16 protein-coding genes and 1 tRNA gene are annotated in these 13,929 nt (G+C 47.3%); 16 read left to right on the top strand and 1 reads right to left on the bottom strand.

The features are described 5' to 3' along the window. Positions 1 to 337 precede the first annotated feature (337 nt). The 11 genes from ppsA to GACE_RS00995 all read left to right on the top strand — a co-directional run bounded on the left by ppsA (position 338) and on the right by GACE_RS00995 (position 8,406). Positions 338 to 2,599, top strand: coding sequence for a pyruvate, water dikinase (gene ppsA / locus GACE_RS01045; RefSeq protein WP_048093470.1), 2,262 nt, complete (start codon positions 338 to 340; stop codon positions 2,597 to 2,599). Next, positions 2,599 to 3,159, top strand: coding sequence for a hypoxanthine/guanine phosphoribosyltransferase (gene hpt / locus GACE_RS01040; RefSeq protein WP_048090466.1), 561 nt, complete (start codon positions 2,599 to 2,601; stop codon positions 3,157 to 3,159). The genes ppsA and hpt overlap by 1 nt, the downstream gene beginning before the upstream one ends. Continuing rightward, positions 3,131 to 4,093 (top strand): diphthamide biosynthesis enzyme Dph2, encoded by a 963-nt coding sequence (dph2, locus tag GACE_RS01035; RefSeq protein ID WP_048090463.1) that lies wholly within the window; start codon positions 3,131 to 3,133, stop codon positions 4,091 to 4,093. The genes hpt and dph2 overlap by 29 nt, the downstream gene beginning before the upstream one ends. A gap of 127 nt (positions 4,094 to 4,220) precedes the next feature. Next, positions 4,221 to 4,463, top strand: coding sequence for a hypothetical protein (locus GACE_RS01030; RefSeq protein ID WP_048090462.1), 243 nt, complete (start codon positions 4,221 to 4,223; stop codon positions 4,461 to 4,463). A gap of 130 nt (positions 4,464 to 4,593) precedes the next feature. Then, positions 4,594 to 5,040 carry a 30S ribosomal protein S13 gene (locus GACE_RS01025; RefSeq protein WP_048090460.1) on the top strand — a complete coding sequence of 149 codons (447 nt, stop codon included), beginning with the start codon at positions 4,594 to 4,596 and terminating at the stop codon, positions 5,038 to 5,040. Between the two features lie 10 nt (positions 5,041 to 5,050). Continuing rightward, positions 5,051 to 5,575: a 30S ribosomal protein S4 gene (locus GACE_RS01020; RefSeq protein ID WP_048090458.1), complete on the top strand. Its 525-nt coding sequence runs from the start codon at positions 5,051 to 5,053 to the stop codon at positions 5,573 to 5,575. Position 5,576: 1 nt separating this feature from the next. Then, complete coding sequence (locus tag GACE_RS01015; RefSeq protein WP_048090456.1) at positions 5,577 to 5,978, top strand: 30S ribosomal protein S11; 402 nt, start codon at positions 5,577 to 5,579, stop codon at positions 5,976 to 5,978. A gap of 28 nt (positions 5,979 to 6,006) precedes the next feature. Then, positions 6,007 to 6,795: a DNA-directed RNA polymerase subunit D gene (locus GACE_RS01010; protein WP_048090454.1), complete on the top strand. Its 789-nt coding sequence runs from the start codon at positions 6,007 to 6,009 to the stop codon at positions 6,793 to 6,795. A 2-nt stretch (positions 6,796 to 6,797) separates the two neighbouring features. Then, positions 6,798 to 7,367, top strand: a complete 570-nt coding sequence (locus tag GACE_RS01005; protein ID WP_048090452.1) for an HVO_0476 family zinc finger protein — start codon at positions 6,798 to 6,800, stop codon at positions 7,365 to 7,367. Further along, on the top strand, positions 7,348 to 8,310 hold the full coding sequence (locus GACE_RS01000) for a nucleotidyltransferase domain-containing protein (RefSeq protein ID WP_048090450.1): 963 nt from the start codon (positions 7,348 to 7,350) through the stop codon (positions 8,308 to 8,310). The genes GACE_RS01005 and GACE_RS01000 overlap by 20 nt, the downstream gene beginning before the upstream one ends. Before the next feature lie 23 nt (positions 8,311 to 8,333). Beyond that, positions 8,334 to 8,406: transfer RNA gene (locus GACE_RS00995), tRNA-Val, on the top strand. A gap of 52 nt (positions 8,407 to 8,458) precedes the next feature. On the opposite strand, the gene GACE_RS00990 is transcribed toward GACE_RS00995, so the two are convergent. After that, on the bottom strand, positions 8,459 to 8,731 hold the full coding sequence (locus tag GACE_RS00990) for a hypothetical protein (RefSeq protein WP_048090449.1): 273 nt from the start codon (positions 8,729 to 8,731) through the stop codon (positions 8,459 to 8,461). A 176-nt stretch (positions 8,732 to 8,907) separates the two neighbouring features. Between GACE_RS00990 and GACE_RS00985 the strand changes: the two genes are divergently transcribed. The 5 genes from GACE_RS00985 to GACE_RS00965 all read left to right on the top strand — a co-directional run bounded on the left by GACE_RS00985 (position 8,908) and on the right by GACE_RS00965 (position 13,822). Then, positions 8,908 to 9,927 carry a hypothetical protein gene (locus GACE_RS00985; protein WP_148305888.1) on the top strand — a complete coding sequence of 340 codons (1,020 nt, stop codon included), beginning with the start codon at positions 8,908 to 8,910 and terminating at the stop codon, positions 9,925 to 9,927. A gap of 14 nt (positions 9,928 to 9,941) precedes the next feature. Further along, positions 9,942 to 10,331: a hypothetical protein gene (locus GACE_RS00980; RefSeq protein ID WP_148305887.1), complete on the top strand. Its 390-nt coding sequence runs from the start codon at positions 9,942 to 9,944 to the stop codon at positions 10,329 to 10,331. Positions 10,332 to 10,400: 69 nt separating this feature from the next. Then, complete coding sequence (locus GACE_RS00975) at positions 10,401 to 11,102, top strand: HFX_2341 family transcriptional regulator domain-containing protein (RefSeq protein WP_048090444.1); 702 nt, start codon at positions 10,401 to 10,403, stop codon at positions 11,100 to 11,102. Between the two features lie 159 nt (positions 11,103 to 11,261). Next, positions 11,262 to 12,287: a DNA recombination protein RmuC gene (locus GACE_RS00970; RefSeq protein ID WP_048090443.1), complete on the top strand. Its 1,026-nt coding sequence runs from the start codon at positions 11,262 to 11,264 to the stop codon at positions 12,285 to 12,287. After that, positions 12,284 to 13,822 carry an MBL fold metallo-hydrolase RNA specificity domain-containing protein gene (locus GACE_RS00965; protein ID WP_048090441.1) on the top strand — a complete coding sequence of 513 codons (1,539 nt, stop codon included), beginning with the start codon at positions 12,284 to 12,286 and terminating at the stop codon, positions 13,820 to 13,822. Before GACE_RS00970 ends, GACE_RS00965 begins: the two co-directional genes overlap by 4 nt. Positions 13,823 to 13,929 lie beyond the last annotated feature (107 nt).

Here is a 13,929-nt window from a genome sequence, read left to right as displayed (position 1 = left end):
GAACCAGAGCAGAAAGGTCTGCAGGAGGGAAAGGCTCAGCAAGAGATTCGTTGAAGCAAAACTAAGGAAATTCCAGAAATAAATCCAGGTGGGTGTTCCCGCACCAATAACAGATACTGCACGGGTAGAAACATTTAATAGAGAATACTCCATAGTATTATTGCTCCGCTTCCCACGCCCGTGTGAAAAACGTGATCTCGGGTCGGTTGGCGGAGCAACACTTTATCTGCAATTATTTTTTATAGTCAAATGGCCAGACGACATATTCCTCACACGACCCTGCACACTATGAAAAATCTTTTTAATTTACTGACCATTTCTCAATCGGGTGATGTTTATGGGCATTCTCTGGCTGAACGAAATCGGAAAAGACGATGTTCCACTTGCCGGTGGAAAGGGTGCGAACCTTGGAGAGCTTCTGAGAAACGAAATTCCGGTTCCAAACGGTTTTGTGGTTGATAGCAGAACGTTCATCGAGTTCATGGAAGCTACGGGCTTGTGGTATCACATAAACGACCTGTTGAGGGGTCTTGATGTTGAAAATACCGATAACCTCAACGAGGTTTCCGGAAAAATAAGAAAACTCATTGAAGAGGCAAAAATTCCAGAAAACATTGAAGAAGAAATAAAAAAGGCCTACAGAAAGCTCTGTGAAGAAGAGGGTGAGGAAGTCTTCGTTGCGGTGAGAAGCTCGGCCACCGCAGAAGATTTGCCTGAGGCGAGTTTTGCGGGTCAGCAGGAGACCTACCTCAACGTAAGAGGCGAAGAAGATGTGGTGGACAGGGTCAGAAAGTGCTGGAGCAGCCTCTACACACCGAGAGCGATATACTACAGGGTTCAGCAGGGCTTCAAACATGAGGAAGTAAGCATAGCTGTTGTTGTCCAGAAGATGGTGAACAGCGAGAAAAGCGGAGTGATGTTCACCTCACACCCCGTAACCGGAGAAAAGCTGTGTATAATCGAGGCCGCTTTTGGTCTCGGTGAGGCAATTGTCAGCGGTTCTGTAACTCCTGACACCTATATCTATGACAGAAACGCAGGAAAACTCGTTGATGTTTCAATTGGAGAAAAGAAAATTATGATCACAAAAGACGAGAACGGAAAGACGGTAACGGTCGACCTTCCTCCGGAAAAGTCCAATGAAAGAGTTCTCTCTGACGAGGAGATTGAGGAGCTTGTGAAGTATGCCGAGCTTATAGAAAACCATTACGGCAATCCCCAGGATGTTGAATGGGGAATGGAAAAGGGCAGGGTATACATCCTGCAGTCACGTGCCATAACGACCATTAAAGGAGGAACAAAGGAGGAGAGTAAGGTGAGCGGTGATCTGAAGGTTATTATCAAAGGTCTTGGAGCTTCTCCAGGTATTGGCATTGGAAAGGTGAAGGTTATCTTCAGCGAGAAGGAGATAAACAAGGTTGAACAGGGCGACATTCTCGTTACAACCATGACCACCCCGGACATGGTTCCGGCGATGAAGAGGGCATCGGCCATTGTAACTGACGAGGGTGGACTGACCTGCCACGCCGCAATTGTCAGCAGGGAGCTTGGAGTGCCGGCAGTTGTAGGAACAAAGGAGGCGACTAAGATCCTGAAGGACGGAATGATTGTTACTGTGGATGGTGAAAAAGGCAATGTTTATGAGGGCGCCGTGGAGCTTAAAACGGAAGAAGATAAACCAAAAGTTCTGGCTGGTGGCGGAAAAATAATCACGGCCACCGAAGTCAAGGTAAACATCTCCATCCCTGACGGTGCAAAAAGAGCCTTTGAAACAGGGGCAGATGGAGTGGGGCTGTTCAGGATAGAGCACATGGTTCTCGGCCTGCCCAAACACCCGATGAAATACATAAAAGACGGAGAAGTCGAGGAATACGTCCAGAAACTTTACGAAGGCATGAAAGTCGTTGTTGACACATTCTATCCAAAGCCAGTCTGGATAAGGACAATTGACGCACCGACAGACGAGTTCAGGGCAATGGAAGGCGGAGAAGACGAACCAATCGAAGCAAACCCCATGCTGGGATTCAGAGGAATAAGGAGAGACCTCATAGAAGAGGAACATTTCAGAGCGGAGATAAGAGCAATAAAGAGGCTTGTCGAAGAGGGTTACACGAACATAGGTATAATGCTCCCGCTGATAACAAGAGTGGATGAAGTGAGGAGAGCCAAGCAGATAATAATGGAAGAAGGGCTTCCGCTGAGCAAAATTGAGTTCGGCATTATGGTGGAAACCCCCGCAGCTGCAATCATAATAGAGGACCTTGTAAAAGAGGGTATTGACTTCGTATCTTTCGGAACAAACGACCTCACCCAGTACACAATAGCCGTGGACAGAAACAACGAAAACGTCGCATATCTGTATGACGAGACACATCCAGCAGTCATGAAGCTCATAGAGCACGTGATAAAGGTGTGCAGAAAACATGGTGTTAAGACATCGATATGCGGACAGGCAGGAAGCTACCCGAAGGTGGTCGAAAAACTCGTTAGGCTCGGAATAGACAGTGTGTCTGCCAACCCTGATGCTGTCGAGAGGGTTAGAGAGACTGTCGCGAGGGTAGAAAAGAGAATAATGCTCGACAGACTGAGGGATGAGTGATGCTGAGCAAGCTCGTAAAAAGCCTTGAAAACGCTCCGGTGATAATGAAGGGGGACTATCCATATTTTATTCATCCCCTCACGGACGGTGTTCCGGAGCTTGACCCGGACATAGTGAGGGAGGCAGTTTCGGGCATAATCAGAATAGCGGACCTTGACGTGGACAAGATCGTTACCGTTGAGGCAATGGGGATACCCGTGGCGATGGCCCTCAGCCTCGCGGTAAGCATTCCAATCGTTGTTGTCCGAAAGAGAGCATACGACCTTCCAAACGAGATTGTGGTCGATCAGGAGACGGGATATTCGAAGGGAAAACTGTACATCAACGGAGTTAACAAAGGCGACAGAGTCATCCTGGTTGACGATGTGATCTCCACAGGAGGGACTGCGCTTGCCACCCTCAAAGCTCTTGAGAAGGCCGGAGCGGTTGTGAAAGACTTCGTTGCAGTTGTGGAGAAGGGGGAAGGAGCAAACAAGCTGAGAGAGGCAGGGTACAACGTTAAAAGCCTCGTGAAGATAGAGGTTAGCAGAGATGGGGTCAGAGTCATCGACCATATTTGATAAAATCAATTTTCCAAATATTTTTGAAAAAATTGGAGATGCCAGAACAGTTGGATTGCAGCTTCCTGATGGACTGAAATATTATGTCAAGGAAATTTCCGGTGAATTCGAAAAAAGAGGCCTTGAAACGATAATATCGGGAAAGGCATCATACGGAGCATGCGATCTCGATACCGAGCTTTTAAAACATGTGGATGTGCTCGTTCACTTCGGCCACAGCAGATTTGTCGACATACCAAATGTTATCTACGTACCGTACACGGTGAACTATGAAGTTAACCCGGAGAAAATAAAGAAACACATTCCCGAGAGAAAGATCGCCATCGTAGGAACTCTGACGTACGCCTGGAAGTTCAAAGAGGTGAAAAAAATTCTCGAGAATGCAGGATTTCAGGTTGAGCTTAAGTCAGGCAGAGGGGTGGAATTTGAAGGCCAGGTTCTCGGCTGCAACTATTCATGCCTCAGAGAGAGCAAAAGTGATGCAGTGCTGTTCATAGGCGACGGAATGTTCCACGCAATAGGGGCAGGAATATACTCTGGAAAGAAGACATATGCCTACCAGCCTCACTCTGACGAGGTTATCGAAGTGGAAACTGAGGACTTCATCAAAAAAAGGTACATCCTCATATCCAAGGCAAAGATGTCTGAGAGCTTTGGAATACTTGTATCATCCAAGCCCGGTCAGTTCAGACTGAACCTCGCAAAAAGGTTAAAGAGAGAGGCAAACAGACGGGGATTTAAGGTGGAAATTATAGTCGCCGATGAGATCACCCCAGAGATTGTTGAAAATTTCAGGTTTGATTGCTATGTAAACACTGCATGCCCGAGAATTGCCTACGACGACACCAGAAGATTCAGCAGACCCATAATAACGCCCCAGGAATTCGAGATAGCCATGGGGCTGAGAGATGAATACGTGTTCGATTTTATTTGAAATTAACAATGTTTAATTTTTGTACCTGGGTCACATATTCTCACAACCGGATCAGTATCGCAAAACTTATATGGGTTCAAATCCAGATTTCATTTACTGATGACAATAACAATAATGAGGAGATATTATGAACAGGTATGAAGACCCATGCGATGGATGTGAATTAACAGTCAAGGTGAGGGTCAGAAGAACCGAAACCAAAATTGTTATAGATATCAAGAACAGAAAAGTCAATGTTCTTGAATGCAACCTGCTGAGAAACAGATGTTTTGACTGCGTTCCATTCTGTGAAGCCATAGTCGCAGCAAAAGATTTTGCTTTCAGAAGGAGGGAGCCAAAAGCGGAAGTTATCGTACTCAACAAAAACTGATCGGTTTTTTGTCAATCCATTATTCAGATTTTCCGAAACCCACTCCCGGCGGGAGGCAGGATTCTGCCATCGGCGCATCAGCAATCTTTAAATATCTTCTCTTAAAGGCAGTTGGCAGAAGGTGATAACTATGGAGGACGGCTTCAAACACATTGTGAGAATTGCTGATACTGACCTGGATGGGAACAAGCCAGTAATTCACGCTCTTACAGGAATAAAGGGCATAGGGCTGAGATTATCAAGGTCAATAGTAAACCAGCTCGGCGTGGACGGAATGGTTAAACTTGGAGAACTGGACGACGAGAACCTGGAAAAGCTGAAGAAGTTTGTCGAAGAGGAAATAGAGTCCCTGCCTACATGGATGCTGAACAGGAGAAAGGACTACCACACCGGTAAAGACCTTCACCTGCTGAACAAGGATATAGACTTCGCGAGGATGCTTGACATTGAGAGAATGATAAGAGCCAAGGCATACAGAGGAGTCAGGCACGCCAGAGGCCACAAGGTGAGAGGCCAGAGAACCAGGTCTACCGGCAGAAAGGGTGCCACGGTAGGAGTTATTAGAAGGAAGAAATGAGGTGAGCTGAATGGGTGATCCTAAAAAGGCAAGAAAGAAGTACACCACCCCAACCAAGCCATGGGATAGAGTCAGACTCGAAAGGGAGATGCCATTAGTGATCAAATACGGCCTCAGAAACAAGAGAGAACTCTGGAGATTTCAGAACCTCCTCAGAAAGTACAGAAGAGTTGCAAGAGACCTGCTTGCAAAGGTTAACTATCCCGGCAGAGAGGGTGAAATAGCCAAAGCCAAGGCACAGCAGGTAATCAAGAAGCTCCACAGGATGGGTATTCTTCCCGAGAACGCTACCCTTGACGATATCCTGAACCTCAAGGTTGAGGACTTCCTTGAGAGAAGGTTGCAGACGATAGTTTACAGACAGGGCCTCGCAAAGACGATAAAGCAGGCGAGACAGATGATAGTACACGGGCATATCGCCGTGGATGGAAGGAGAGTAACATCTCCGAGCTTTATCGTTGAGAGAGAAATGGAGGGCAAGATAGGGTATTATGCAAACTCACCGTTTACAAAACAGCAGGTGGTGGAGGGATAATATGGCTGAAAAGAAAAAGAAATCTGTCTGGGGTATTGCTCACATCTTCTCATCTTACAACAACACGATCATAACAATAACGGACATTACAGGTAGCGAGACAATAGCGAGAATCAGCGGCGGTATGGTCGTGAAGGCGGGAAGAGATGAAGCCAACCCGTACACAGCAATGCAGGCAGCGCTCAGGGTTGCGGAGGTTGCCAAGGACAAGGGAATCGAGGGCGTTCACATAAAGGTAAGGGCCCCAGGTGGCAACAAGCATACAACCCCGGGACCTGGAGCACAGGCAGCCATAAGAGCTCTTGCAAGAGCAGGTCTCAAAATCGGAAGAATCGAAGATGTAACTCCGATACCTCACGACGGAACAAGGCCCAAAGGCGGCAAGAGGGGTAGAAGGGTCTAAACCCCCCATTCTTTTTTGGTGAAACAGTATGAAAGTGGAGTTTGTTAAGGCTGATGAAACCTATGCCGAATTTATCCTCAGAGATTCCTATCCTGCATTCGCCAACGCCTGGAGAAGGGCGATGAAGAGCCTCGTCCCAACACTGGCCGTGGACTATGTCGACTTCTACATGAACTCATCCTACCTTTACGACGAAATACTCGCTCACAGAATCGGACTCATTCCCCTGAAAACAAACATTGACAAGTTCAACCTGCAGGACCAGTGCGTGTGCGAGGGTGAGGGATGTCCGAGCTGTCAGGTGTCACTGAGGCTCAACATTGAGGGGCCGAAGGTCGTTTATTCGGGAGACTTCATATCCGACGATCCCGACACCAGGCCAGTTTTCGACAACATCCCTGTTGTGGAGCTTTACGAGGGGCAGCAGTTAATGCTCGAGGCTGTGGCAAGACTCGGGTTTGGAAGAGAGCATGCAAAGTTTCAGCCCGTCTCTGTATGCACATACAGGAATCTTGCAAAGGTAAGGGTCAATGGAGAAAATTGCACGGGATGCGGTAAATGTTTCGAAATATGTCCAAAGGGCGTTTTTGAAATAAAAGACGAAAAAGCGGAGGTTGTTAACGAATACGCCTGCTCTCTGTGCAGAGATTGCATAAAAGTCTGTGAACAGGATGCCATTGAAATTGAAGAGACTGATGATTTCGCATTCAAAGTTGAATCTGTTGGGCAGATGGATGTCAAAGAAATAGCCAGAAGGGCACTCGCCGCACTCAGGAGCAAAGCTGAAGAGATGATAAAAATCGTTGACGAGCTGTAAAAATGATAAAAGAGATATTCTGCGATACATGTAAAGATGAGACCCCCCACAGGCTCATAAATCCCTCAAAAAATCTTTTTCAGTGTGAAGTCTGCAGCAGCGTTACAGAATACAAAAAAGAGAAAAAAATCGAGATCAGAGCAATTATCAGCAAGGACAATTACTCGGAAAGAGGGAAGATTGAAGCCAGCCCCTCGGAAACCCTGACAGTGGGAGAAGAAATCGTTGTGGAGACTGAGGAAGGATACAGGCTCGGGGAGATAACATCTCTGGAACTGAAAAACGGGAAAAGGGTTGACGTTGCTGGTGCTGGAGATATTGAAACTGTGTGGTTGAGAGACGTTGGAGAGGTTAAGGTCAGGTTCAGCCTTCACAAAGGCGCTGTAACAACACCCTACGAGATATTCACTCCCGGAGAAGTGGAGTTCAGTGTTGGAGAGGTAATCCCCATCGAGGGAAGGAAATACAGAATAACAAGAATAAAGCTGATAAATGGCGGATTGCTCAGGAAGGATGGGAGAAGCGCCAAAGCAAAGGAAATCAGAAGGATTTATGCTCAGTTCATCAGATAAACCCATCCGGCTCCGGGACTTCATCAGAGTGGAGAACCTCTATTTTTCAGTAGTTGGCTACAGGAACGAGCAGAGTGTGAAGTGCTTTCTGAGATATGCCCCCGGAAAGGGTGGCAGGTTTAAAGGTGGTAGAGAATACAGAAAACTGAGCCATGCAGAGGCAATTGAAGCAGGCAGAGAATTCTTTTATCCTTCAGAGGGAATATTCAGGGTTGACTACAGCATGATAGATGAGGTCTTCAAACCGGAAGAGAGGCTGATGGACGTCATGGATGCAGAGGTTGAAAAGGTAGTCTCATTTTTCTCCGGAATTCCAGAAAACCAGATGGGAGTCACAGGATCGAGACTCATAGGTCTGAAGACCGGCGAAAGCGATGTCGATTTCATAATCTATGGAAAATACTGGTTTGAAGGCAGAGAAAAAATAAAAAAAGGCATTGAGAGAAAGAAACTCCTTGAGCCTGATAGCGACACCTGGGAATTCATATACCGGAAGCGAAAGCCGCCATTATCCTACGATGCATTTATTGCACACGAGAAAAGGAAATACCACCGGGCGTTTATCGGGAACACGTATTTCGACCTTCTATATGTGAGAGGCTACGACGAGCTGGACAAACCAATCCCGGAAGAAACGGGCGAAAAGCTGGGTAAGGCAAAGGTGATCGCAAGAGTTGTTGACGAGTCCTCAATCTTCGATTATCCTGCATACTACCCGATAGACCACGAAAAAGTAAAGGCAGTACTCAGCTACACTCACACCTACGCAGGTCAGGTTTTTAAAGGGGAAGTTGCCGAGGCTTACGGTGTTCTGGAAAAAATCAGCGGCGAATACTACCTCATAGTCGGAACCACGAGAGAGACCGAAGACGAGTACCTCGTCTCGAAAACCCTGCTCGAAAAGGCGGAAGTGGATGTGTATCTTAACCAAAATTTTTATTAATCTACCTCGATTTGAATGAGTGAGGGTCCGTGGTCTAGTGGTTATGACGTCGCCTTGACGAGGCGAAGGTCCCCGGTTCGAATCCGGGCGGACCCATGCTACCCTTGAGTAAAAAATTAAGACACAATTTTGCGGCTTTTAACGCAGGTCACATGAAGTCCATGACAATCCCATTGCCCTCAAAACCCACAGACCCAAAGCGTCCGTCGATCGAGACCTTATGCTCCCCGTATCCTGCGAGGATGTAGTTGACGAAAGTTTCAACGTTCTTTTCTCTGCCAGTGAGCAAGATGGGGGTTCCCGGGTCTTCAGGACTCCTTACAGAGACAGCGGGTGAGCTGTCCGGTTCATTGTCATCCTCATCAACGTATTTGAAAGCGAGTTCGGCGGCGGCTTTTAAGAATTTCACAGGATAGGGCATAGAATTGTTTGGCGAGATTCGTATTTAAATGCATAACCCTCATTCTACTGTGGATTTCGTTCACATAAACTTGAACAAAAAATTTAAGTATCATAACCATATTCAACTATTTCTGCAGGCAGGTTTGCCTGGCCCCGACAACCTGCCTGCTGAGAGTGGGGGCCGGAGGTGCGAAAATGTTGCGTGTAGAAGACGAGAGGTTGAAGCTGAGAGAATGCAGAACCTTTGGCTACTCGTGCCCCGTAGGAGACAGGTGCACGATTGCGGAGCTTAAAGAAGAAGCATGTGTGAGCTGCGTTGGCGAGATCAGAAGAATCCTGAGTGAAGAAGGGTTTTTCGTTATTCCGGCTGGAAGAACAACTGTTGTGGTGGAGCCCGGCGTGGAGGGGGCGAGAACCGGCGAGGTTTTTGAGGGTGCCAAAATCTACGTGCTAAGCGATCCAAGCTCTGGGATTAGTAGAATAGACAGGCTGTTCATAACAGGCCTAAGGTTCGGGCTGACCGACGTCGTTCTGAACGACCTTCCGGTTTACTCAGTTTACGGCCACTTCGGGAGTGATGCCCGTTACGCTCTCGCGAGGCTTATGGCGATTGTCAACGGGAAGTTTCTGGACGTGAATGGCAGGGTGAGAGATGAAGAGAACTTGAAAAAAATGCAGAAAATGCTCATCGATATTGGCAGAGAGTTAAACTGCCGCATTGACGAGAGATATGCATTTTACAGCACATACTTCGATATATTCGATCCCATGGTGCCGAAAAGAATTCTGATCGTCTCCGAAGATGACTCGCTCATCGGGCCAATCGCCAGATTTGCCCTCCAGAGAGCAGTGGACGATCGTGAGCTGGGAATTTTCGTTGACTCTGCAGCGTATCTGGAGCCAGAAGAGCTGCACGAGTTTGCACGGGAAGTGATAGATAAGCTGTACGGAAACTCCGACGACTTCAAACCAAAATCGGTGGAGTGTCTCGAGTTCGAGGTTTTCAGACAGCCCGTTCTCGACTACGACCTGATAATCGTGCTGGAGGAAAGGTTCAGGGACGGACTTCCGGAGGACAGAACTTTTTCGCTCGAAGAGCTGACAGGGTTGCGTGTGAGCATTCCTGAGGACATTTTTGAGGCATTTGAAATAGCGGAAAAGCTCGAAAGAGAGTTTGAAAAGAAATTGTTCCACATACTGGAGCACGTTTGCTGATTTTTGAGGAGGTGATGTTTGTGGACAGAATTCGGATTCCTCCCGTTCTTTTCCTGAAGCTTATTGACGTCGAGCTACCCTACTATCTGTACTACCGCAAGAATAGAAATGACGTCGAGAAGGCTGATTACGTGGAGATCGTCTGTGATGGAACGGTGGTGAGAGCCGAGGCTGTTGCTGGAGAAAATCGTGTGTTTCTGGGAGAGGTGGACAGAAGGAAGCTTGAGAGGGTTGAAGAGCTCAGGCAAAAAGACCTGATAAAACCCGTCCGCTACATGGGTGAACCGGAGGGAAAGGCTCTCTGTCCGGTGTGCGGTGAGCCGGTGTTTGAAAGCTGGGCATACTACGTGGGCCTCTACTACCACAGTGATTGTTTCAAAAAGGCCTACAGGAAGTTCTGGTGAGAATAAACTCTTCCATTTTTTATTTAGCTTGAACGCAAAGTTTAAGTATTACTGATTCCATCAATCAACATGCCTGTAACCCAGATTACGTTCGTTGGACACACGAAGGAGAGGATTATCGAATCCATCCGCACCCTCAGGGAACTGCCCGTCACCAGAATCATTCTCGCAGTTGGAAAGCCCGACACGAGCGGTGAGAGGAAGGCCAGACGAGTTGCTAAGGAAATAGCCGACGAGCTCAAAACAATATTTGACGTCGAGATCGTGGAGATTGACAAGAAAAACATCATGAACGCCGTTCTCGAGCTTGTGGAGATAGCCGAGAGAGAACGGGAGACCGGCAATGAGGTCGTGTTCAACGTCTCCGGCTCTCTCAGAACGTTCGCCATTGCAGCATACATTGCCGCAAGCATCACGAACTCGAGGGTGTTCTCATCAATTCCGAAGTACGGCGAAAACGACGAGGAAGAAGGGATAGAGGAGATCGTGGAGCTGCCCATTCTGCCGGTAAGCTTCCCCGGAAGGGAGCAGATGGAGATTTTAAAAGCCATAGGAGACGGTGTATCATCCCTCGATGAGCTGGTAATAAAGCTCAATCCGGAAATTGGCAAGGGAAGAAGAGAATTCCAGAGTGAAAGGAGCAGGCTTAGCCACCACCTCTCAAAGCTTGAAAGGACAGGGTTTGTTAAGAGAGAAAAGCATGGCAGAAATGTGAAAATAATACTGACAGAGCTTGGAAAGGCGATAACCGCAGCTCTGGACAGGCAATAAGGTTTTCTGCATTGAAACGATATGGTTTTATTTTCCAATTTGCATCTCTGTGAATCCATTCAGCGTTCATCATACATCGAACGCGTTTTATATCCAAGCATTTTTAAACTTGAACAAAAGATTTAAGTAATATCAGACCAATCAACTTCAGGTGGTGTAATGCAGGTGACAGAATTTTATGACGTGGCGCTGCTGATCACTGTTCTTGCCGTTCTGGTTTACGTGATACTGAGACAGAGAAGTGCCGAGAGCAGGATCGAGGAGATTGGCAGAAAATTCGAGGACATGAACAGAAGTCTGCCAGAGTGGGTCGAGGGTGCTGTTGCAAAAACATTTCAGAGCTCGGCAGGAGTCCTCGAAAGTCTCTTCGCATCGGCCATAACAAAGAATTCCGAGGTGATAAAGGGTGCCTTCGCCACCTCGCTCAAAGAGCTGGGAATCCAAGAGGATCTCGGAAAGCTGAGTGAAGCTTCTGCGGATCTCAAGGCAATAACCTCTGACCTGAAAACAATGTTTCAGGTAAAGCATTCGAGGGCAAAATTCGGCGAGCTTCAGCTTGAAAGCCTGCTGAAGGACATCTTCCCCCAGAACAGACTGAATTTTCAGAAGAATATAGGTCATGGAATACCTGATGCGTGTATTGCAGTCGAGGACGGCAGATATCTCTGCATAGATTCAAAATTTCCCCTTGAGAACTTCAGGAAGTACAGCGAGGCGGAGAGTGAGGCTGAGAAGGAGAAGTACTGGAAGGAATTCGTAAAAGACGTGAAAAGGCATGTTGACAGCATACGGAGCAAGTACGTTGGAAAGGGAAACACCCTGGACTTTGCGCTCATGTTTGTTCCTTCAGACACGATTTTCTATCACTTAGTTTCTGAAGAGCCGGATGTTGCGGTGGAGGCTGCAAAATCGGGAGTAATTCTGACCTCTCCATCCACGCTCCCCGCGTACCTCAGCCTGGTCTCTGCAAGGATTCAGGCTCAGGAGATTTCAAAGAGGACTGAGGAGATACAGAGGAAGCTGAGCGAGATGGGGCACTACATCGAAAATCTTGAGGAAAACCTGGAAATCCTTTTCAGACACGTTGGCAACGCATCCAAGAAAGCATCAGACGTGAGAACATCCTTCAGCAACCTCAAGAGCTTTTACTCCTCGGTCTGCACGTTCGAGGAGGTAGAAGAATGAGAATAACTGTTTACGATGGTGCTGAAACAATCGGCGGAAACAAGATCTACGTTGAAGAAAACGGCAAGGGAGTTTTCCTGGACTTCGGCATGAACTTTGCGAAATACGGGAAATACTTTGCTGAATTTCTGAACGAGAGAAGTGTGAGAGGCATTCACGATCTCCTTTACCTCAATCTGATACCCAGGCTTAACATCTACCGTTCAGATTTGATACCTTCAGATGTCAATATGTCGGATTATCCCAAGCTCAGTGTCGAGGCGGTTCTTTTGAGCCACGCCCATGTTGATCACTGCGGTAACATAGCTCTGCTCGATGAAAGCATTCCAATCATGGCTTCCCCAATGAGCATGGCAATGCTGAAGGCCATGAGAGATGTTTCGTCTTCCGGGATAGGCTCTGAGGTTGCGTATTTCAATGTCAGAGAACACATGGAAGATGATAGAAGAATACTCATTACAGACAGGTCAAAGCCCTATAAGGGCAGGGACCTCATATGCACTGACAGAATACCTGACGAGCTTGCTGAGTTTATGTGCTACAGACCCGGGCAGGAAGGCAGGAATGCAAAGAAGCTCAATCCAGGAAACCTCTGCCATGTACATGATCACGGCCTTTCCTTTGACATTGATGCTTACGAAGTAGACCACTCAATTTACGGGGCTACGGCATACATACTGTGGGGCGATTCAGCCATAGCTTACACCGGCGACATCAGAATGCATGGCAAATATGCGGATAAATCGAGGGAGTTTGTTAGAGGGGCGAAGGATGCATCAGTTCTGATCATTGAAGGAACGAGGACAGGCAGGGATGAGGATGTTAATGAGTCTGAAGAGATCGTCTTTGAGAACTGCCTGAAGGCTGTTGAAGAGTCGAAGGGAGTTGTCATTGCAGACTTCTCACCAAGAAATTTTGAGAGGCTTGAGACCTTCATGGAGATTGCGAGGAGAACCTCGAGGGAGCTTGTTGTAACAGCCAAGGACGCCTACATGCTCCATGCGATGGAATGCGCTGATGGGATCTGCAGGATGGAGGATGTAAGAATTTACCATGAGCTGAAGCAGAAGAAGGACAAGTGGGAGGAGCTTGTTGTCAGGGAAAGGTGGGGAGATAAGTACGTTGATCCCGCGGATATTTCAAGAAATCCTGAGAACTACATACTCTGCTTTTCATTCTACGACATGAAGCACCTGCTCGACATAAAGCCGGATGGCGGGACGTACATATATTCTTCAAGTGAGGCATTCAGCGAGGAGCAGGAGTTTGACTTTCTCAGGCTGTACAACTGGCTGAGAGAGTTCAATCTGCGGGTTTACGGCTTCAAGATGGTGCTGAAAGACGGGAAACTTGCCCCTGAGTTCGTCAGGGGCTACCATGCCTCAGGGCATGCGTCGAAGGACGACTTGAGGTGGATCATCGAGCAGGTTGATCCGGATGTGATCATTCCGGTGCATACTACGAACCCTGAGTGGTTTGTGGAGAATTTTTATAATGTTAAAGTGTTTAAGAACGAAGATAATGTGGAGGTATAAATATGGATTTGAAACCCACTATCAGAATTTCTCTTAGGGAGTTTACCCATGAAAGGGTGTTTGAATTTAGCGGGAGGAGATTGATTTGCGTGTCCGAACTATATCGC

This window comes from Geoglobus acetivorans (genome assembly GCF_000789255.1).
Taxonomy (GTDB): domain Archaea; phylum Halobacteriota; class Archaeoglobi; order Archaeoglobales; family Archaeoglobaceae; genus Geoglobus; species Geoglobus acetivorans_B.
The sequence above is the reverse complement of the archived record's forward strand: the minus strand, read 5'-3'. Positions and strand labels throughout refer to the sequence as shown.

Bases quoted from the DNA above. Each gene is read 5' to 3' on its own strand.
- ppsA (WP_048093470.1), top strand. From the start codon at position 338: ATGGGCATTCTCTGGCTGAACGAAATCGGAAAAGACGATGTTCCACTT.
- hpt (WP_048090466.1), top strand. From the start codon at position 2,599: ATGCTGAGCAAGCTCGTAAAAAGCCTTGAAAACGCTCCGGTGATAATG.
- dph2 (WP_048090463.1), top strand. From the start codon at position 3,131: ATGGGGTCAGAGTCATCGACCATATTTGATAAAATCAATTTTCCAAAT.
- GACE_RS01030 (WP_048090462.1), top strand. From the start codon at position 4,221: ATGAACAGGTATGAAGACCCATGCGATGGATGTGAATTAACAGTCAAG.
- GACE_RS01025 (WP_048090460.1), top strand. From the start codon at position 4,594: ATGGAGGACGGCTTCAAACACATTGTGAGAATTGCTGATACTGACCTG.
- GACE_RS01020 (WP_048090458.1), top strand. From the start codon at position 5,051: ATGGGTGATCCTAAAAAGGCAAGAAAGAAGTACACCACCCCAACCAAG.
- GACE_RS01015 (WP_048090456.1), top strand. From the start codon at position 5,577: ATGGCTGAAAAGAAAAAGAAATCTGTCTGGGGTATTGCTCACATCTTC.
- GACE_RS01010 (WP_048090454.1), top strand. From the start codon at position 6,007: ATGAAAGTGGAGTTTGTTAAGGCTGATGAAACCTATGCCGAATTTATC.
- GACE_RS01005 (WP_048090452.1), top strand. From the start codon at position 6,798: ATGATAAAAGAGATATTCTGCGATACATGTAAAGATGAGACCCCCCAC.
- GACE_RS01000 (WP_048090450.1), top strand. From the start codon at position 7,348: ATGCTCAGTTCATCAGATAAACCCATCCGGCTCCGGGACTTCATCAGA.
- GACE_RS00990 (WP_048090449.1), bottom strand. From the start codon at position 8,731: ATGCCCTATCCTGTGAAATTCTTAAAAGCCGCCGCCGAACTCGCTTTC.
- GACE_RS00985 (WP_148305888.1), top strand. From the start codon at position 8,908: ATGTTGCGTGTAGAAGACGAGAGGTTGAAGCTGAGAGAATGCAGAACC.
- GACE_RS00980 (WP_148305887.1), top strand. From the start codon at position 9,942: ATGTTTGTGGACAGAATTCGGATTCCTCCCGTTCTTTTCCTGAAGCTT.
- GACE_RS00975 (WP_048090444.1), top strand. From the start codon at position 10,401: ATGCCTGTAACCCAGATTACGTTCGTTGGACACACGAAGGAGAGGATT.
- GACE_RS00970 (WP_048090443.1), top strand. From the start codon at position 11,262: ATGCAGGTGACAGAATTTTATGACGTGGCGCTGCTGATCACTGTTCTT.
- GACE_RS00965 (WP_048090441.1), top strand. From the start codon at position 12,284: ATGAGAATAACTGTTTACGATGGTGCTGAAACAATCGGCGGAAACAAG.